Origin of the sequence: Haloarcula rubripromontorii (genome assembly GCF_001280425.1) — an archaeon.
In the GTDB taxonomy this organism is placed as follows: domain Archaea; phylum Halobacteriota; class Halobacteria; order Halobacteriales; family Haloarculaceae; genus Haloarcula; species Haloarcula rubripromontorii.
Genome location: NZ_LIUF01000005.1, coordinates 199,061 through 217,804, shown reverse-complemented (window position 1 = coordinate 217,804; position 18,744 = coordinate 199,061). Strand labels below are relative to the sequence as shown.

General features: G+C 60.7%; 19 protein-coding genes, 1 tRNA gene and 1 other RNA gene. 11 read left to right on the top strand and 10 right to left on the bottom strand.

The window, feature by feature from the left end:
• The first annotated feature begins 3 nt into the window (after positions 1 to 3).
• Genes AMS69_RS16170 through AMS69_RS16160 form a run of 3 tightly spaced genes read left to right on the top strand, consistent with a single transcriptional unit; the run spans position 4 to position 2,113 of the window.
• A complete protein-coding gene (locus AMS69_RS16170; RefSeq protein WP_053969099.1) occupies positions 4 to 666 on the top strand; it encodes a 4Fe-4S dicluster domain-containing protein in 663 nt (220 codons plus the stop codon).
• On the top strand, positions 663 to 1,073 hold the full coding sequence (locus AMS69_RS16165; protein ID WP_053969098.1) for a hypothetical protein: 411 nt from the start codon (positions 663 to 665) through the stop codon (positions 1,071 to 1,073). Before AMS69_RS16170 ends, AMS69_RS16165 begins: the two co-directional genes overlap by 4 nt.
• Positions 1,070 to 2,113: a cytochrome b/b6 domain-containing protein gene (locus AMS69_RS16160; protein ID WP_053969097.1), complete on the top strand. Its 1,044-nt coding sequence runs from the start codon at positions 1,070 to 1,072 to the stop codon at positions 2,111 to 2,113. Before AMS69_RS16165 ends, AMS69_RS16160 begins: the two co-directional genes overlap by 4 nt.
• Before the next feature lie 32 nt (positions 2,114 to 2,145).
• Here AMS69_RS16160 and AMS69_RS16155 read toward each other — a convergent pair whose 3' ends face one another.
• Positions 2,146 to 2,544 carry a hypothetical protein gene (locus AMS69_RS16155; protein ID WP_053969096.1) on the bottom strand — a complete coding sequence of 133 codons (399 nt, stop codon included), beginning with the start codon at positions 2,542 to 2,544 and terminating at the stop codon, positions 2,146 to 2,148.
• A 90-nt stretch (positions 2,545 to 2,634) separates the two neighbouring features.
• Between AMS69_RS16155 and AMS69_RS20720 the strand changes: the two genes are divergently transcribed.
• Positions 2,635 to 2,811, top strand: a complete 177-nt coding sequence (locus AMS69_RS20720) for a hypothetical protein (RefSeq protein ID WP_170083300.1) — start codon at positions 2,635 to 2,637, stop codon at positions 2,809 to 2,811.
• 667 nt (positions 2,812 to 3,478) lie between these two features.
• Here AMS69_RS20720 and AMS69_RS16150 read toward each other — a convergent pair.
• From AMS69_RS16150 to AMS69_RS16140, 3 genes are all read right to left on the bottom strand, one after another.
• Positions 3,479 to 4,243, bottom strand: a complete 765-nt coding sequence (locus AMS69_RS16150) for an IclR family transcriptional regulator (RefSeq protein ID WP_053969095.1) — start codon at positions 4,241 to 4,243, stop codon at positions 3,479 to 3,481.
• A 326-nt stretch (positions 4,244 to 4,569) separates the two neighbouring features.
• On the bottom strand, positions 4,570 to 5,433 hold the full coding sequence (locus AMS69_RS16145; RefSeq protein ID WP_053969094.1) for a fumarylacetoacetate hydrolase family protein: 864 nt from the start codon (positions 5,431 to 5,433) through the stop codon (positions 4,570 to 4,572).
• Between the two features lie 506 nt (positions 5,434 to 5,939).
• Positions 5,940 to 6,548, bottom strand: coding sequence for a class I SAM-dependent methyltransferase (locus AMS69_RS16140; RefSeq protein WP_053969093.1), 609 nt, complete (start codon positions 6,546 to 6,548; stop codon positions 5,940 to 5,942).
• 95 nt (positions 6,549 to 6,643) lie between these two features.
• Here AMS69_RS16140 and AMS69_RS16135 point away from each other — a divergent pair, with 95 nt between their 5' ends.
• Positions 6,644 to 8,317, top strand: a complete 1,674-nt coding sequence (locus tag AMS69_RS16135) for an acyl-CoA synthetase (RefSeq protein WP_053969144.1) — start codon at positions 6,644 to 6,646, stop codon at positions 8,315 to 8,317.
• 361 nt (positions 8,318 to 8,678) lie between these two features.
• Here the strand turns inward: AMS69_RS16135 and ffs are convergent.
• Together ffs and AMS69_RS16130 are read right to left on the bottom strand one after the other, a co-directional pair.
• An RNA gene (gene ffs, locus AMS69_RS19830) (signal recognition particle sRNA) lies at positions 8,679 to 8,991 on the bottom strand.
• Positions 8,992 to 9,070: 79 nt separating this feature from the next.
• Positions 9,071 to 9,484: a DUF7548 family protein gene (locus AMS69_RS16130; RefSeq protein ID WP_053969092.1), complete on the bottom strand. Its 414-nt coding sequence runs from the start codon at positions 9,482 to 9,484 to the stop codon at positions 9,071 to 9,073.
• Positions 9,485 to 9,563: 79 nt separating this feature from the next.
• Between AMS69_RS16130 and AMS69_RS16125 the strand changes: the two genes are divergently transcribed.
• The 5 genes from AMS69_RS16125 to AMS69_RS16105 all read left to right on the top strand — a co-directional run bounded on the left by AMS69_RS16125 (position 9,564) and on the right by AMS69_RS16105 (position 13,350).
• Positions 9,564 to 9,839, top strand: coding sequence for a DUF5798 family protein (locus AMS69_RS16125; protein WP_053969091.1), 276 nt, complete (start codon positions 9,564 to 9,566; stop codon positions 9,837 to 9,839).
• A 74-nt stretch (positions 9,840 to 9,913) separates the two neighbouring features.
• A tRNA-Arg gene (locus AMS69_RS16120) sits at positions 9,914 to 9,988 on the top strand.
• 709 nt (positions 9,989 to 10,697) lie between these two features.
• Complete coding sequence (locus AMS69_RS16115) at positions 10,698 to 11,723, top strand: ABC transporter substrate-binding protein (protein ID WP_202904567.1); 1,026 nt, start codon at positions 10,698 to 10,700, stop codon at positions 11,721 to 11,723.
• Positions 11,720 to 12,562 carry an ABC transporter permease gene (locus tag AMS69_RS16110; RefSeq protein WP_053969090.1) on the top strand — a complete coding sequence of 281 codons (843 nt, stop codon included), beginning with the start codon at positions 11,720 to 11,722 and terminating at the stop codon, positions 12,560 to 12,562. The genes AMS69_RS16115 and AMS69_RS16110 overlap by 4 nt, the downstream gene beginning before the upstream one ends.
• Positions 12,553 to 13,350 (top strand): ABC transporter ATP-binding protein, encoded by a 798-nt coding sequence (locus AMS69_RS16105; RefSeq protein ID WP_053969089.1) that lies wholly within the window; start codon positions 12,553 to 12,555, stop codon positions 13,348 to 13,350. The genes AMS69_RS16110 and AMS69_RS16105 overlap by 10 nt, the downstream gene beginning before the upstream one ends.
• Positions 13,351 to 13,447: 97 nt before the next feature.
• Here AMS69_RS16105 and gghA read toward each other — a convergent pair whose 3' ends face one another.
• The 4 genes from gghA to AMS69_RS16085 all read right to left on the bottom strand — a co-directional run bounded on the left by gghA (position 13,448) and on the right by AMS69_RS16085 (position 17,528).
• Positions 13,448 to 15,838: a glucosylglycerol hydrolase gene (gghA, locus tag AMS69_RS16100; RefSeq protein WP_053969088.1), complete on the bottom strand. Its 2,391-nt coding sequence runs from the start codon at positions 15,836 to 15,838 to the stop codon at positions 13,448 to 13,450.
• Positions 15,839 to 16,061: 223 nt separating this feature from the next.
• Positions 16,062 to 16,940 (bottom strand): mechanosensitive ion channel family protein, encoded by an 879-nt coding sequence (locus AMS69_RS16095; protein ID WP_053969087.1) that lies wholly within the window; start codon positions 16,938 to 16,940, stop codon positions 16,062 to 16,064.
• Positions 16,940 to 17,188, bottom strand: coding sequence for a YhbY family RNA-binding protein (locus AMS69_RS16090; protein ID WP_053969086.1), 249 nt, complete (start codon positions 17,186 to 17,188; stop codon positions 16,940 to 16,942). Before AMS69_RS16090 ends, AMS69_RS16095 begins: the two co-directional genes overlap by 1 nt.
• Positions 17,189 to 17,240: 52 nt before the next feature.
• Complete coding sequence (locus AMS69_RS16085) at positions 17,241 to 17,528, bottom strand: ribonuclease P protein component 4 (protein WP_005538431.1); 288 nt, start codon at positions 17,526 to 17,528, stop codon at positions 17,241 to 17,243.
• Positions 17,529 to 17,680: 152 nt separating this feature from the next.
• Between AMS69_RS16085 and AMS69_RS16080 the strand changes: the two genes are divergently transcribed.
• Positions 17,681 to 18,730, top strand: a complete 1,050-nt coding sequence (locus tag AMS69_RS16080) for a glycosyltransferase family 4 protein (protein ID WP_053969085.1) — start codon at positions 17,681 to 17,683, stop codon at positions 18,728 to 18,730.
• Positions 18,731 to 18,744: the final 14 nt, after the last annotated feature.

Genomic DNA, 18,744 nt, shown 5'->3' with positions numbered 1-18,744 from the left:
AGTATGTCAACAGGAAATGAAGTAATGCACGACGGCGTGATGAGTACCGGCGAGGACGCGCGTATCTTCCCGGACGTCGAAGCGTGCATCGACTGTGGCGGCTGTGTCGTCTCCTGTAAACGAACGTGGGACGTCCCACGGGACGAACAGCGAATCAGTATCGCGACGATGCTCGAAGGCCAGGAAGCCGCGTCGGGGCTCAACGCCAGCAGCGGCCGAGCGATGGAACAGGGCGAGTCACCCGGCGAGACAGCGGTGCCGATGCAGTGTTACCACTGCTCGAACGCGCCGTGTGTCTCGGTGTGTCCGACCGACTCGCTCATCTCGAAGGAGAACGGCTTCGTGCGAGTCCGTGACGACCTCTGTATCGGCTGTCAGTACTGCCTCTCAGCGTGTCCTTTCGGCGCACCCCAGTTCCCCGATGAGGACGAGGGCGTCGCCAATCTCGTGGGCAGCGGCGGCAACATGGACAAGTGTACCATGTGCGAGGAACGCCAGGACGTCGGCAAGGGGCCGGCCTGTGCTGAGGAGTGTGCCACCGACGCGATTCTGGTCGGGACGCCTGAGCAGATCTCGGACGAACTGGACAACAGGGACAGTGGCACGTTCTTCAACGACGTTGCCATGGACATCATCTTTGGCGAAGACGCCAGTGAGTTCCAATGACGAACACAGAAGACCTTCCGGAGGTAAACGGCTACAGCCGCGTCTCGGTGCTCGTCAGCGCGGTCGTCGGCCTCGTGGTCGCAGGGCTGGCGCTGTTCTGGGCGCAGGGATTCAGACTCGGCTACGAGTCGCTGTACCGGGTCAATCCGAGCGTCGAGGGCGGCGGCATCGGCGCGGACTGGGTGTTCGGCAACACCATCCCCGCGCTCGATTTCCTCATCGCGCTTATCCACGCGGCCGACGTCATCATGGGCGCGTTCATCCTCGTGATGGTGTTCATCCACTGGGCGGCGTTCCAGCGCCTCGCCGACCAGATGCGCGACCCGGGAGAGGACGTGGGCGAGGCCGTCGCGGCCGACGGCGGCTCGCCGGCTCGCGGCGACGGACAGGGGGGTGACGGCGCGTGAGCAACTTAGACCACGGGAAGTTCACGCGCGTGACCACCCTGTTCCACTCGCTTTTGGGTCTGGACGTGTTCCTGCTGTTTTTCACCGGCTACGCCATCATGTTCAACGACGAACTGTGGTGGATGCTCACGCTGATGGGCGGGGCCTCCGGCGTGACAGCGATTCATCGCATCACCGGCATCGGGCTGGTCGCGCTCGTCGTCTTCTGGATCACGCTGCAGGTGATCTCCTCGACCGGCCGGAGCAACTTCTCGAAGATTCTCCCGGCGAAAGACGACGTCGACGCGTTCATTCAGGACATCCAGTTCGTGCTCGGTCGGGCCGACGAACGCCACCCAAGCGCGCGGCAGTTCGCCGGCTACAAAGCCGACGAGGTCCCGCTGCTGTCCTACATCGGCAAGGGCGTCGTGGCCATCTTCTCCATCGAGCTGACCCTGCTTGCGATTTCGGGGCTGCTCATCTGGAGCAAAACCGGCCTCGCCGCGATGTTCCAGACCAAGGCGGCCGCGATGGCCTTCGTCACGTTCCACGGGCTGCTGGGCGTCATCATGCTGATGGGGGTCATGTTCCACATCTTCGAGCACGGGATGCATCCCGCCTTCTACCCCGTCGAGACGAAGGCGTTCATTCCCCGCAGCATGGTACCCGAGCACCACGGCGACGAGGACGAAGAGCCGGATACCACGGGTATCGAACGCCTGTCGCTGTCCACGTCGTGGCGCACCGTTTCCACCATCTTCGGCGCGATGACCGTCATCGGCATCGTCTCGGTACTCATCGGGAGCATCTTCGACGAGGGCTATCCGGTCCCGCGCGAAATTGCCATTGGCGGCGGACCGTCGAGCATCCTGTTGACTATCGGCATCAACCTCGGGATGGTCGTCCTCGGTGTCGGGCTCGTGCTGTCGATGTACGGGAACGTCCTGCGCATCCGCTGGGAGCAGCAGTTAGAGGAAGAACGGGAACAGCCGACTGCGGCCGACGGGGGCGAACCCCAGACCGACGGCGGCCAGCCTGAAGCAGACGACACTGAGAACTGAACCGACCGAACACCGGTTTTTTCGCCGCGCAACTACGCGATCAGCGCTTGGCCTTCTGGCGACAGCTCGACATCGACATCCTGCCGGGTCTGTTCCTGAATCTGGTTCAGATTCCGTGTCAGGACCTGGAGGATGTCCTTTGGCTCCGGGTAGACGAGCATGTTGCCGTCGCCGTCCTCCATGACCAGTTGTGTGTCAGAGAGCGCGACCTGATCGCCTTCGATGCTGGCGACGATGGCATCCAGTGCTTCCGCGCCACCGGGGTCGCCTTCCGTCACCTTCGTGATATAGAGTGCATCAAGCCCGATGAGGTCCTTGTACTCGCGGACCTGTTCGGCGCAGGCGACCATGTCCTGTGTCACCGCCGTCTTTTGATCGTTCCCATGAGCACCCTCGTAGCAGTGTTTACAGATTCGCAGTTCGAGACGCATGCCTCCGACTATGTGACTGCCTCTCATTACCGTTGTGGCGGGGGCCGTGCAACCAGTAGTGTTTACTGTGCCGCTGTGAAATGATAGCATATGGCATCAGCGCTCAACGCGGTGTATCTGGCACTGGTCGTCGTCGTCGGTGTCGTCGGAACGCTGTTCGTCGCGAGCATCAGGTCCGCTGACGTACAGTCCAGGTGGCTCGAACTATCTTCGATTGGGGTCGTAGTGCTGTTCCTGCTGGCTCTGGGCGTCCAGTTCCTCGCGTAACTGCACACCCCGGTCTGACGCGCCACTGCTGAAGCGATAGCTATAGTACGTCCTTCTCTGCGCCGAGTACATCAACAGATAATCAGTAATACGTTTCGTTATCAGGTAAACACGCCTATTTCTATCCAAAATGCAAATATATTCCGATCTAACTGTGTCCAAGGCACTTTGTTAGTACTATATCACGGAGTGTTGAATGAAAATCACATATTCGTCAATATTGTGTCGAAAGTTGGTGTGTTTAGCTACTACTTTGGATATATCCAGTAATACAAAACGCGTAATCGATGTGTTTTAGTTAGAGTAACAGTAGTACATCTATTATTGGGATACGGACTACGACAGAGTTATGCTAGCATTCAGTACCGAACGATGTACGATGACGTGGACAACCGTTCACTCATACGGAATAATGCGCAGAGACACCAGGTATCAGCCGAAGCTATGGACAGACAGTCATCTGATGAACGCAGGGGCTTGTGTCTCCTTACGCGTGATGTGCGCCGATACAATACGTGGCAAACGATTACGATGCGCACTTCCAGTACCCTCTTGACTGGTCTGTGCTACGATCGCTGCCCGAGTACGGCCGTGTTGTCGAAACTATACTGCTCAGCTGTGGCATCCACAGGACTGGACTATCGTTCCCCGTTGCTGAACACTGTCGTCACGAATAGGTAACGTTCAGCTCAATCACGTTGGCGACTTCCAGCACTTTCTGCGGGAGTTCCTCGCGAAACCGATCGCCACGGAACCGATTGGTCGGTCCCGAGACGCTGATCGCACCGATAATGTCGTCATCGTGGTTGAGCACTGGGGCAGCGACGCAGCGAAGCCCTTCGAGACGCTCTTCATCGTCGAACGCGACGCCGCGCTCCCGAACGTCGGCTAACTCTTGCTCCAGCTCCGCTCTGGTGCGTATCGACTTGCTGGCCTCCCCACCGAGCCCGTGGCGGTCGACGATTGCATCGACCCGTTCGGTCGGCATGTGTGCGAGAATCGCTTTACCGAGCGCCGTCGTATGAAGCGGAACGCGCGTTCCGACGTGGGCCTTGACCTGCACGGCTTTGTCTCCCCGAGCGCGGTACAGGTATGACCCGCGGCCGTGTTCTTCGACAAGAATATTCGCGAGTTCGCCGGTTTCTGCGGCCAGCCGATCAACCTCTGGCTTCGCGATCTCGAACAGTTTCTCCCGGTGGCGGGCGTACGCGCCCAGTTCCAGGAATCGGAGTCCGACCTCGTACACGCCGTCTCTGTTGACAACGTACTCTTCTTGCTCAAGCGTGCTCAAGTAGTTGTGAACCGTGCTCTTCGGGATGCCGAGGTGCTGTGCCAGTTCGGTGACTCCGGCCCCATCGAGGTCTTTCAGTGCGTCAAGCACCTCGAACGTCGTCTCAGCGGATTTGACTGGGTTTTGAGCGGTCTTTGCCATACCCGGTCATGGTACGCCCTCGTATTAAACAGTTGTTCAAACATCTGGGACAGAGCGGCAGCTTCGACGGCACACTGGTCCCGGTCACGACATATCGAGAACACCTCACTGCAGACTTCGACGCGCCCGTTTCGGTCGATTGTCGCAGACAGCGATACCCACGGCGTGGACAGTCAAATGAAGTGTGTGATAACTCCGTCGGCACAAATCTCCACGCAGATCCGCACACAGGCGCACAATCGAAACCAGTCGAGGGGTGAGCGGGATATCACGCTGTGACACCCTATCCAAAGCGGGTGCTGACCCGTTCTCGGCCCGATGGTCGCTCAGACGACCGTAACGTGATTTTTCAGCGTTCCAATGGACTCGATGTCGATAGTGACCTCATCCCCCTCCTGCAGGGTGAAATCGTCGTCGGGAACCAGCGAAGTACCGGTAAGTAGCACTGACAGCTCAGGGACTGCGTTGTGTGCGGTGTAGTACGAAACGAGTTCCTCGCAGGTGCGTTTCATCTCGCTGGTGTTGGTCTCGGCGTGATAGACCCGGTCTTCGCCGCGGTGAATCGACATCGAGAGCGTCAGCGAGTGCGGGTCCTTGATATCCGTGGCGACGGCCGGGCCGACCGAACAACAGCGGTCGTACACCTTGGCCTGGGGCAAGTACAGCGGGTTCTTCCCCTCGATAGACCGACTGCTCATGTCGTTGCCGATAGTGTAGCCGACAATTTCTCCCTCGTAGAGAACAACCGCAAGCTCAGGCTCTGGCACGTCCCAGTCTGAGTCGGCTCGGATACCGACCGCTTCGCCGGGACCGACGGTCCGATTTGGCGTCGATTTGAAGAATATCTCCGGACGCTCCGCGTCGTACACGTCGAGGTACATCTCCGGCGTGTCGCTTTCCTCTGTCCGCGCTTCTTCGCTAATCTGGTATGTCACACCAGCGGCCCAGACTTCGTCGGCAGTGACGGGATCGGTAGCATCGGCTCCGAGTCGCTGTTCAGACACCGCCTCGGCTGCATCGAGGTGGCGGGCGCTGAGTTCGTCCGGCGCAGTCTCTGCAATCGACGATGATTTGAGGAGGTCACGGAGCGTTCGGAGCTGTGGCTTGACGCTGGTCAAATCGTACGCACCGTCCCCAGTTTCGACCGCTAACCGCTGTGAATTCCCGTCACGTAGCTGGTAGTACCTCATACAGAGTTGCAAACTGCAACAATATATGAATCTTGTGCTGCCAACGGTATGCTTCTTGCCTGCCGTACGGCCGCACTGATATTTGCTGTTGAGGCCATCGGATATCCGGCGGTTGACAAGTACTTGGGTGCAACCACTATGTTACACAGACTAAACACGAGAAAACCACCTTTCAATCAGGCGAATCACTGTTCAGTAATACGGAACACTACGAATGACAGACGTACAGACGTTATTCTGATATCCCAGTGCGCGTGTCGTGGAACCCAGCAACGCAGCTCCTATTCGAGACACAGTTATTTGGTTGATACCGATACACCCTCCAATTTATCACTTCCTTATGTGTTCATTTATATCAATTCACAAACAATAAATGAACACGCGAATTCTGCAAGCACTGACCACATGTTTGCAACCATATCCGGGCCTTTCCTATCTATCTTCGATTATATAATCAGATATTGCTACTATATGCCACTCTCGGATCGAATGCAACGTTCTTCACATCAATTCTTACTTGGGGATCCGAAAATCCGAACAGTATCTCGCTTTCCATCTATCGAATCTACTTCGATAAGTCCACAGTCTGTGAACACAGCGTTCCAGTCCCGATAGTACAGCGGGACATTGTCATCGACGTAGTTCACTTCACCCGCGTCGCCACCTTCGTTCTCGACGGTGATTAGCAGGTCATCCACGATCCGTGCCAGTTCCGCGAACACCCAGTCGACATCCGGATGGAGGTGCTGTAGTGTTTCGACGGAAAAAACGACATCGTACGTATCATCCGCGACATCTGTGACGAAGTCTTCGATAGCCATCGCGTGGAACGAGCCGGTGGCCGCGAGATCGGGATACGTCTCAGCAAGGACGTCCAGCGCGTCGGCGTTGATATCGACGCCGGTCAGATCAGAGTAGCCAGCGTCGGACAATGCGGCGAGGTGCCGCCCGGAACTGCACCCGACCTCTAGAATAGCCGCGTCTTGCTCGACATGCTCTGCAAGTATCGACTGCACCAGCTCACTCGTCTCGTCCGCTCCATAGTAGGCATAATACGCGGGGGAGTACTCGCCGGACCGGTCGGCCCACTCCTCGCGAATATCGGTAGAGTCCACGGTCAAGTCGTGTGGGGAAGACGGAAAGTTCTGCCGGATCGGTCGTGAGGACCGTGACCGAAAAACGCAACAGCCACCCAGACGACCGGCATGCCATGGTCTGGACAGTGATGCCGGACTTCGAGGCGTACGACGGGGCCCGCGAGCAGTTCACGTGGGACCTGCCGGAGTCGTACAATCCGGCGGTCGATTTTCTGCAAAAACACGACGATTCCGACAGGGTGGCGCTCGAACAGGCGTATCCTGACGGACAGCGCGAGCAGTATACGTTCCGCGAACTTGACGAGTTATCGGACAGGCTCGCGGCCGGGTTGGCTAGGCTCGGCGTTGAGGCCGGCGACCGGGTCGGCGTCGTCGTGCCACAGAAGTCACAGAACCCAGTCACCCACCTGGCGAACTGGAAGCTCGGGGCCGTGTCGGTCCCGCTGACGGTCCTGTTCGGCACGGATGCGCTCCGGTATCGGCTGGACGACGCTGGCGTGACCGTCGCCGTTATCGATCCGGCCGTGCGCGACGATATCGATGCCGTCCGAGACGACTGTCCGGCGCTGGACCACGTCGTCGAAATCGAGACCGACGCGCCGGCGGGTGACGTCCACGCCTTTGAGGACGTCCTCGTCTCGCCGGAGAATACCGACATCGAACCCTATGCGTCCACGCCGGACACCGACACGGCGATACTATACACGAGCGGGTCGACGGGGCCGCCGAAGGGCGTCCGTCACTCGCACGCGCTCTGGCTCGGGCGGGCCGCGGCGGCGTACAACTTCTTCGACCAGGGTCTCGGTCCGGACGCGACCGTCTGGACGCCCGCGGACTGGGCCTGGGGCGCGGCGCTCGGGGGGACGCTCTTTGCGACGTGGCACCACGGCGGGACCGTCGTCGGTTACCCCGCCTCAGGCTTCGAGGCCGACGAGGCGTTCGGCCTGCTCTCGGAGTTCGATGTCACTCAGTCGTTCATGCCGGCCACCGCCCTGCGAATGCTGATGGAAGTCGAGAACCCGACGGCGAGGTACGACCTCGACATCGAGACGCTCGCCGCCGGCGGCGAGTCGCTGACGCCGGAAATCGTCGACTGGGTGGCTGAGACGTTCGACTCGGTGACTATCAACGAGTTCTACGGCCAGACGGAACTGAACCTCGTCGTCGCCAACAACTCGAACTGGTTCGACACCCAACCCGGCAGCATGGGCAAGCCGTTGCCGGGGTACGACCTGGGGATTCTGGACCCCGAGGCCGCCGACCGCGGCGTCGCAGACCCCGTTTCGCCGGGCGAACTCGGCGAGATAGCGCTGCGCCCGCACGACCGCTCGGTGTTTTTCGACGAGTACTGGAACATGCCCGAGAAGACGGCGGCCAAGGAGGTCGATGGGTGGTTCGTGACCGGCGACCTCGCCCGGCGGGACGAGGACGGCTACGTCTGGTTCAAATCGCGCAAGGACGACGTCATCATCACGAGCGGCTACCGCGTCGGGCCGATGGAAGTCGAGAGCGCGATTCTCGAACACCCCGACGTGGTCCAGGCCGGCGTCATCGGCGTGCCGGACGACACGCGCGGGGAAATCATCAAGGCCTACGTCGAGACGGCCGCGGACACGCCGGCACAGGAGACGCTCCGGTCGGAAATCGAGTCCGTCGTTCGGGACCACCTCGCCGAGTATGAGTATCCCCGCGAAATCGAGTTCGCCGACGCGCTGCCACAGACGACCAGCGGGAAAATCCGGCGCACGGAACTGCAAGAGTGGAACGCCGACGGCGGGCCGCCATAGTTACTGGCATCGGATAACCACGGACACTCCAGATACTAGTCAGAAAAGCGCTGTTTTGAAAATGTCTACATCCAGATAACCCAAAATATTCCGGATATAGGAGCATAGAGGACAATATATAGATATAGATGGCAAGTTGAGAATATGAATCTGCATATCTGAGAGAGGCTCGTGGAAATTATAGCTGTATAAGAGTAGTGCGAGTAAAACAATCGTAAGAACGCCGCTATTCCACCAGAAAAAGCCCACACGACAGTAAATCTAGAGATTACGGTTGTTGTAGCTGTATTTTCACAAAATACTCTGGCAGCCCTCCGGGTACTTGCACCGGTGCTGTTCGGAGGGACGAGAGATATGAATGGAACGGACAGCCAGGATGGCCCGGCGTTCGGACGCGGGTAATCCCGTTTGCCTCCTCCACCCCGCGACCCCACGAGCGACGGGTGTTCGATGGTCCGCTGCTCACTTCCGTGCCTGGCGGAGTGCCATCGTTTAACCACGTGGGCACACCCCTGCAGGTGCGACCACGCGGACCGCCGTCCCCGTGGGACGAGGCTTCCACGTTAGCTTACGGGGTCCACGTCCGTCAGACCGGACGCCCCCGGTGTTCGGTCCCCGCTCAAGACCACAGTGCGGGCGAGGAGGGGGGCCTAGCCCCCCGACCTAGTCCATCTGAAAGTCCGCCGCCACCCCATAAGGGCCTTTCGGATGTAGCCACAGACCGCTGGACGACGCCCCGGTGGGTCGACGGGCCTACAGCAGGTCCAGCGCCCGCGCGAACCACGTCCCACCCAGCGGGATGAGACAGCCAGCGGCGACCACGCTCCAGCGGTGGTATTCCATCAGCGTCGACTCTGTCAGTCCCAGCACGAGACTCTCGGGGACGGTGACTGCCCAGAGCAGACTCAGCGCGACGATGAACACGCCCATGCCGATGCTCGCGCCTGCCGCGACGCTCGGATCCGACCGGCCCTCGCGGCCGGCCGCTAACACGATGATGCAGACGAGCGCGAACACGCCCGGCAACAGCGGGGACAGCGCCCCCGAGCTGTAGTACGCTCCGACGGCACTCGCCGTCTCGACGAGGCCGTACGGAACTGCGAGCGCAAGGAGATACAGAACGCAGCCGACGATACCGACAGTTGGCGCGAGCCGCAAATCGTCCATATCGTCGCTGTGTCCGGCGGCGTCTTAACAGCGACGTTCGAGCGAAACGAGGAAATGTCGGCTCTCCGTACCCGTGGCCATGGGACTGGGTTCCACCGCGAAAAAGATACAGAAGGTCGCCGACATCGCCGAGGACCTCTACAAGAAGGTCAACGAGCTGAAAACACAGCTCGAAGACCTGCGAAGCACTGTCGACGAGACCAACACCCGCGTCGACGGGATGGAGCAGGAACTGGCCGAACAGCGCGCGCTCATCGAGGCACTCGCCGAGGAACGGGGCGTCGACACGGAGGCTGTCGTGGCCGAAGTCGCCGCTGACACTGATACCGACACAGCTGAAGCGATTTCAGAGTAATCCCCTGACTGCGGTACCGTCGCGCGGCGGAACCGGTTGGTTTAAACCATAACGTCATCATACCATTGTACGTAGGGCGCTTAGCTCAGCTTGGACAGAGTGCTTGGCTTCGGACCAAACCGTCGGGGGTTCAAATCCCTCAGCGCCCGTGCAACGAACCAGTGAGCGTAGCGAATCGGTGGTGTGAACCGGCACTGCGGATTTGAACCCTGCCAGTCGCGCGCAGCGTGGCGAGCACGTCTGGCCTCGGTTCAAATCCCTCAGCGCCCGTGTTCTGCCGCGAGCAAATCCGCGAGCGGCTGCCACGGTAAACTGAGATTTGAACCCCGGAAGACGAGCGAAGCGAGTCTTCATCCGGTTCAAATCCTTCAGCGCCCGTGATTTCTGCACGGACGACAGTGAGCGCTGAAGAGCGCCGACTGTGGGATTTCCATCAGGGCAGAGCTGGCGCGACGGTAATCAAGTCCACGGCGCACGTCGACGGTTTCCACGCGTCCAATCGCTCAGGAACTGGAAGCACAATCGTTCGGTGGCGACCACTGTGAGGGAGACGTACTGGCCGAAACACCCGATACTGCAAGGGTGAGTGGCGAGCGTCCGAAATAGAGCCAGAGAGTGGACATGGTCGTCGGGTCGCGCTGGAGTGACCTGCTGTGGCTGCCAGTAAGCGGTCACAATAGCTTGGCCGCCAAACACCGACGGGAGGGTCCCGTACCAATAGTAAGTGACTGTGTTCACCGACCCATCTACTATCTGTCTTGTAGCACGGGAGGGACATCTATGACAATGGGGAGTTACTAATACAAGAGCCAATAATCACAGGAATTATTATAACTAGCAATATGATTAATAATACGGATGGCATCTATCACGCGGCGACGATTACTGCAGACGGCTGGCGCTAGTGCAATCGCGACGACGATAACCGGCTGTCTCGGCCAAGGTGCGGCCTCGCTTGATTCCGTGACTGTAGCGTACGTCCCGATCTATCCCAACATGCAACACTACGTACTGGAACGGGAGGGGTACTACGATGTTCTCCCGGCAGAGGTCACTGTCGAGCGTTTTAGCTCGGGCCCCAGTGTCGTCACAGCGTTTGCCAGCGGGGACATCGATGTCGCGTTCTTTGGCATCACTCCAGCGATGGTACTCGCCGACAGAGGCACGCAAGCAGGTGTTATCGCTGCGAATTCACGGAACGGATTCAAGATTATGGGGACGAGCAAGCTCGTCGACCTGTACGAGCAAGAGGGCGCAGCCGTTTTCGACCGCTTCGAACGTGAGAACGGGCGAAAAATCCGGTTCGGTGTCCCACCGGATGGGAGTGTTCCCGACATTGTACTCCGATACTGGATTCAGGAGGATCTCGACGCCGGGGAAATGGACACCGTCATCGACACATCGAATATCCCACCGGCGAAAGCGGTCCAGACAATTCAGTCGGGCGATATCGATGCGACGATCATTCAAGAGCCGTTCGCGACGATAATCGGCCGTAAAGACGGTTACGGCGAACTCGAATGGTCGGGGAATGTCCTAGAGAACCATCCAGTGACGGTACTCTACGCGAATCAGCAGGTCATCGACGCGAGCGATATCGCACAGTCACTGGTCGAACAGCACACCGTAGCGACCGCGTTCACAGCGAGCGCACCGAACGTGGCCGCGAGCCACGCCGCGTCGGTCATCGGCTCGGGTGTGAGCGAGGAACTTGCTCAGGAAGCCGTCGAGTCACAGGCATCCGATTTCATCTCGGACCCGCATGCTATCACCGATCAGGCTGCGACGATGGGCGAATTCGTTGCGAGCGTCGGAAACATCGACGAACCGGTTCCGAGTGAGGAACTGTTCGCCTTCGGCCCCTACGACGCCATCGAGTCATGAACACGCCCACCGACACCGGTCCCGAGACGCTGCTGGACGGAGGCGTCGAGGGAGAAGCACGTCGATATCTCCGTGGGCTCGGGGGTTTGGCGAGCTTCCTGCTTGTCTGGTGGGTCGGAGCGCTGACGACGCAGCCGTCGTATCTGGTTCCGGGACCTGCCGACTCCGCCCGCGCCTTCGTCGAGTTGTTCACGACCTCAACGCGAATCGTCGCTCCACTCGCTGGCGTCGAACTCGTCTTACCGACGGGACTCGCCCATCTCACACAGACACTGTTTCATTACATCCCGGGCCTACTGTTGGGTGTCGCCTGTGGCAGCAGCCTCGGACTGGCGATGGGCTGGCACGACGTGCTGGACGACTGGCTTCGCCCACTCGTCCGAGTGCTCCGACCGATTCCGCCGCTGGCGTGGGTCGTCTTCGCCATCGTCTGGTTCGGTATCCACCACACGGGTGCGGCCTTCATAGTCTTCGTCGGCGCGTTCTGGATTAACTTCTATGCCGCCTACGGCGGTGTCGAGGGCGTTTCGAGCGAACTCACCGACGCCGCCTCGACGCTGGGCGTCGAACAGGACCTGTCGATGCTGAAGTTGGTCGCGCTCCCGAGCGCCGCCCCGCAGCTGCTGACGGGCTTCCGGACCAGTATCGGACGCTGCTGGATGATTGTCGTCGGGGCCGAACTGTTCGGTGCGCCCGGCGTCGGTTACGAGATCATCAACGCTGCGAACACCCTCGCCATGGAGACCAGCGTCGCGTATATGTTCCTCATCAGTCTCGCCTTCCTCACGATGGACGTTGGTTTCCGGCTATTCGAACGGCGGGTACTCGTATGGCGCTGAGTGAACGGTCGTCGGACCCTATCGAGTCCGACCGAAAAATCGTTGTCGATGGTGTCAGTAAAGCGTATGACTCTGTTCAGGCTCTGTCGAATGTCTCTCTCGCCGTTCGCGACGGCGAGTTCTGCTGTATCGTCGGCCCGTCGGGCTGTGGCAAGACGACGTTGTTACGGACGATAGCAGGCCTCGACGCCGCTGACAGCGGCTCGATACTGGTCGACGGCGACCGGGTCACTGAACCGGGGCTAGACCGGGGAATGGTCTTCCAGGAGTACGCACTATTTCCGTGGCGGACGGTCCGCGGTAATATTCGCTTTGGCCTCGACCGGCCGGCGTGTGACTGTGCCGATTGTGAGCAGCGGATACGGGAACTGGTCGACCTCGTCGGCCTAGCAGGGTTTGAGGATGCGTATCCCACGGAACTGTCAGGTGGGATGAAGCAACGCGTCGGAATCGCCCGTGCGCTCGCCGTCGATCCGGAGATACTGTTGCTGGACGAGCCCTTCGGCAGCGTGGATGCCAGAACACGCGACCGACTCCACAACGAACTGCTCGATATCTGGGCCGAAACCCGCCAGACGGTCGTCTTCGTCACTCACGATATCGACGAGGCCGTGAAACTAGCTGACAGGATCGTCGTATTGGACGACGACCCCGGCACTGTCCAGTCGACAGTGGCCGTCGACATAGACCGGCCCCGCGAGCGAACGTCTCACGAGTTTGTCGACCATGTCGCCCGTGTTCGTGCCGAACTCGGTCACACACCTGATGCTAGCCACAGCAGTCGATAAGACAGCTCTTCCCACCTCAGAAGACGACCCATGTAGAAGGCCCGCCACACTATCGCTCCCCGTCGCAGTGAACACACCGTCCTATGATATAGTGTCACTACGGTTCGTTCGCAGTAGACCGACTGAAGAGCACGGCCTGGCTGTCAGCGAGCGGTACCGGTTCGCCCGGGTCCTCGACTGCCAGCCCCGGGGAGGCGAGCGCGACGTCCCACCCGCTTTCATCGACATCGACGAGGTGACTGGGAGTGACGGTTTCGGCAACACCTTCCATGGCCCCCACGAACAGGAGTTCTTCGCCGGTCTCCGAATCGGTGCGGTAGCCGTAGTACAGTACTGTCCCGTCAGTCGGATAGACGTAGTTGAGTGTATCTTCGCCCGTAAGGGCTGTCGTCACCCAGTCGTGCTCGTGGCGGAACCGTCTGACTTCAAGGTCGAACGCGGTTCGGTCGTCGTCCTGTGTGTCGGTCCAGTGTGATAACGTGGCGAAGTGAGCGATGTCCCGCATCCAGTCGAGACCCAGTTGTTCCAGGTCCTCGACGGAGAGGTCGTCGCCGACGGGTGTCCCGACCACAGAAAGTAGCGCTGCCATCTCCGCCTTGTCGTAGTCGGTCATGCTGACCGTATCGCTGAGACGTGTCAGGAACGCGCTCAGTTGCTCGCGGCTTTCGAATCCCCACTCCTTGAGACGGGTGAAAAACCGGTCGTCTTCGAAGTCGCGGTCCCGTATCTGCCACTCGGGGAAGTTCTTCTCCTCAGCGAGAACTTTCAGGTTCCAGACGGCGTCCGTGTCGCGGACGAAGCCCCACGGGGCTCGCATGTTGGCGTGTGTGAAATCCATCGGACAGCCGGGCATGAAGCCGTGAAACAGAATCGTCGTGGCGGGGTTGTTGTAGGCCCGTTCGAGCTGTTCCTGCCGGCTGTCGCCGAGATATCGGTTTATCTGTGGCTGGCTGAACGGCGGGTCTGGTTCGAGCTGTGTCCCGCGGCGGATCGTGTCGTGGTTTGCGACCCCGGAGATCCAGTTTTCGCCCATATCCGCGACTTCGCGGACGCGCCACCACTTCGTCGCCCAGAACGTCTGTAGCGCCGGCGTGTTGTGGGCGAACGTAACCGGCCCCCACTGGTAGGCGTGGGGGTGCTCCTCGATGAGCGTCCGGTACGTCGACGCGAGTTCCCAGTCCGAGCGCGGCCACGGGCGGCCGTCCTCGTATATCATCCACGGACGGTACTCGACGCCAGCCACCTCCTGTGTCACCCGATCCATCTCGGCGAGGTACTCGTCGTCGTGGTACTCCTCCTCGGCCTCGGGGTCCCAGTTCGTGAAGTCCTGTGCGCCGTCGACGCGAATCCCATCTGCGCCGAAGTCCATCTTGCGGCGCTGGAGTTCGAGCAAGCCCGCACGGACGACCGGCTGGGTGTAATCGAGCTCCTGCCCGTACATCCCCGGTCCAGCGAACCACTCGTCGTTGAGCAGTGGGAGCGCGCCGTTGTCGGCGTGGCCAAGCGCGATGTCGAAGACGACCTTGACCGGGTCTGGCATCGTGTGCAGGGTCGCGATGAGGTCAACGAGTTCGTCCGGCCGACGACTCTCTAAGATGGCCGGATTGACCGTTCCGAACCCGGAGATGACGATGTCGTACCCCCAGTTTATCATATCGGGTCGCCTGACTGTCGCCGTGAGTTGCGCTTCACGCTCGGCTTCGGGTAGCCAGTAGCCCAGTTCGTCTTCGTTCTGTGTGATGGGGGCGAGCGGCATTAGCTGGACAGCATCGTATCCGGTGAAGTTTCGTTCGGCCGGCGTCAGCGCCTCGCCGTCGCGCTGTTTCTGACCGATTCGGTCGAAGATATCGGTGAGTCCAGCGAGCGTGCCCGACTCGGTTGCGGTGCCCGGGTGGACTTCGAGCATGCTTGTTGCAGGCTCGAACCGTGGCACTCCATCGTCCTCGTGGGCGTGCGGGGCGACGCCGTCCTCCGCGAGCGCTTGGAAGTACGCCCGGTCGTCTCGTTGCTCATCGAGACGGTCCATGTCGTACAGCTCCGGCGGGCCGTAGGCACCGAAGGGCAGTGAGTCCGCAAACGGATCCGTGATGGTCTCCCGGCTGCCGTCGTGCTCGTAGCTGAGGCGGTAGAGCGTCCCGAGCTGGTCGCGCGTCCCCGGCCGTGGTCCGTCGACTGCCGCCCACGTAAACTCCCCTTCCCGGCGAGTCTCCACGAGCTGTCTGTCGAAGGCGACAGTCTGCTCAGCGGCGGTCAGGTCGACCGGCTCGGTCGCCGTCAACAGTTCGAGTTCCACAGCGTCGGCCGGCACCGAACCGACGAGTTCCGGCGTCCAGAACCCGAACTCTGCATGGCTGTCCTGCCAGTGTGCACCGAGCCGGGACGTGATTTGCATTGCCGCGTCGAACCGACTCTCGTGCTCGTCGAGTCGGTCACGCTGCCAGGTACACAGCGCCTCTGTCGCACCGGATCGGAAACTAGAACGCGCCATCAGACGTCATCCCATGGCCTGTCTGATTCGTTCATAGCACGTATGTTACTCACACACACAACATGAGCGTTTCCCTCACCCTACTCCCACCCGCACATACGAGAGCGTTGCCTCTGGTTCGCCCGCTACACGCAGGCGAGGGTCACGGTATTGAGCCGACCGCCAGCTGCCGGTACAGAAGTCACGTGCCGCGGTCGCCCACAAAAAAGCCGCCGCCCTACCCTCAGTCGTCGGCCGGTTCCACGACGCTGTCGAGTCCGGTCATCTCCAGCCCGCCGCCGATGGTCCGGTTCGGGTACGGGATGTTGATGTCCTCTGCATCGAACCGCTCCTTGACTGTCTTGACGTACTCGGCGCGCGTCTTGACAAAGTCGGCCCGGTTCGGATCTTCAATCCAGATGCGGGACTGGAGGCCGACAGAGGAATCGCCGAGTTCGACCAGGCGAACGGACGGCTCGGGGTCGTCCATGATTTCGGGATGGTTTCGCGCTTCTTCCAGAATTATTTCGGTCGCCTTGTCGATGTCGTCGTCGTAGCCGATACCGAACAGGAACTTCAGTCGGAGCTGCTCTTTGGCGACTGGATTCTTAATCACGCCGTCGGTCAGGTTCGAGTTCGGGACGGTCAGCAGTTCGTTGTCGAAGGTCCGGACGCGAGTCACACGGAGGCTAATGTCCTCGACGACGCCTGAGTTCCCGTCCCACTCGATCCAGTCGCCGATGCGGAACGGCTTGTCGGTGTAGATGAACACGCCGGCAACGAAGTTCTTGATCACATCCTGCATCGCAAAGCCAATGGCCAGCGTGGCCGCCGCGGCGATGGTCGCCAGCGACTGCAGGAAGTTCCCGTACTCGGCCATGCCAAAAGCGACGGAGATGGCGACGAACACGATACCGATGCTGACGACCTTCTTCAGTGGCCGCCGAGCGTGGGTGTCGAGGTCGCGGGACTTGAGGGAGCGGTCGACGATAGGCAGGACGATTGCCTTCCCCAGAACGTAGACGAGGACGAAGACGACGACGAAGACCACTGCTGAAGCGATGGAGCCGGCCGCTGGCACACCGAGCCCGTTGAGTAGGTCGGCGAGTGGCTGGACCTGCATCATTTCTCGAACACCGCAGTGTGTCCTCGTACCTGAATCACGGTGGCGTTGACCATCTCAGCCAGGTCGTCGGCGAGTTCCTCGGCCGTCGTGCCGCCGCGGGACGAGCGGAGGAACTTGACTTTCACCAGATCAGTGTTCTCCAGCTGGTCGTCGAGTTCGTCTGCTACTGATTCGATGCCGTGTTTGCCGACGCGAAGCGTCGCATTGAGGTCGTGTATCCGGGACTGTCGAGAAGAATCACTCATGTACACCGTATAGCGAGGACAGGCCCTTAAAACCAGTAGTCGTAAAGAATCCTCAGTCGTACGGGTAGCGGGACTGTGACCCACAGTCGCAGGTGATAACGACGTGCCCGGACTGGGTTCGCGAGCGGGCGTTGTGGCCGTGCAAGAGATACGTATCGCAGGCGTCACACGTCGACCGCTCGAACGAGCGCGGCAGCCGCAGGCGGTGGCGCTCGGCGACGCGTCGAGCGCGCCGGACGTACGACCGAGCGCGTTCTTCGTTGCCGGCCTGGACGGCCTCGCGAGCGAGCGACTGGAGGCGCTCGATCCGCTCGCGGGCGATGGTCGCCTCGTCCGTCATTGGCGGTACTGTGTCGGCGGCGGGAAAATGCCTTCCGGACGAGCCAGCGGGTACGTCGTCACCAGTCCGCGGTCCGAGGCCTGAACCGTCCCGTGGCAAACAGAGCGCCCGAAGTCGGTAGGATTTTCGGCCGGGCCGGAGTGTGCGGAAACGTGCGCGTCCTGAATTATCTCGAACTGGCCGACCGCCTGAACCGGTCGGGTATCGGCACCGCCGTGGACCACCAGCGTGCGGCGCTGTCCGAGACCGACATCGAGGTGGAGACGACGCCCTGGCAGGAGGGGCATCCGGCGTGGGCACTGGGTGGCAATATCGCGTTCAACGATCCGGTGTTCCGAGAGTTCGACATCGCCCACTGCAACATGATCGGACCGGGGTCCGTCGCTGTGGCACAACACGCGACGCAGGCAGACGTCCCGCTCGTCCTCCACGCCCACGTCACCCGCGAGGATTTCCGGGATAGCTTCCGCGGGTCGAACCTGATCGCGCCGGCGCTGGGTCGGTACCTCCAGTGGTTTTACTCACAGGCTGACCTCGTACTCTGTCCCTCCGAGTACACGAAGGACATCCTCGAATCGTACCCGGTCGATGCACCGATACGGCCGATGACAAACGGTGTCGACATCGACGCGCTGGCGGGCCACGAGGACATGCGCGAGGACTACCGGGGGCGCTACGACCTCGACGGGATGGTCGTCTTCGCCGTTGGCAACGTCTTCGAGCGCAAGGGCCTGACGACGTTCTGTGAACTCGCACAGGAGACAGAGCACGACTTCGCGTGGTTCGGCCCGTACGACGCCGGACCACAGGCCTCGAAGACCGTCAAGCGGTGGGTGAACGACCCACCCGAAAACGTGACCTTTACCGGCTGGGTCGAGGACATCCGTGGCGCGTTCGGGGCCGGCGACGTGTACCTGTTCCCGACGAAGGCGGAGAATCAGGGTATCGCCGTGCTGGAGGCGATGGCCTGCGGGAAGGCGGTCGTCCTTTCCGATATTCCGGTGTTCCGGGAGTACTACGAGGACGGCCACGACTGTCTCATCTGCGCTGACGAGGCGGAGTTCCGCGACGCGCTGGAGCGTCTTGCCGAGAACCCGGAGCTGCGGGAGCGACTCGGGGAGAACGCCAGAGAGACGGCCCGAGAACACAGCCTAGACCGGGTCGGTCGGCGACTGGCCGAGACGTACGAAGAACTGGTCTGATCGCCGTTCGCGGC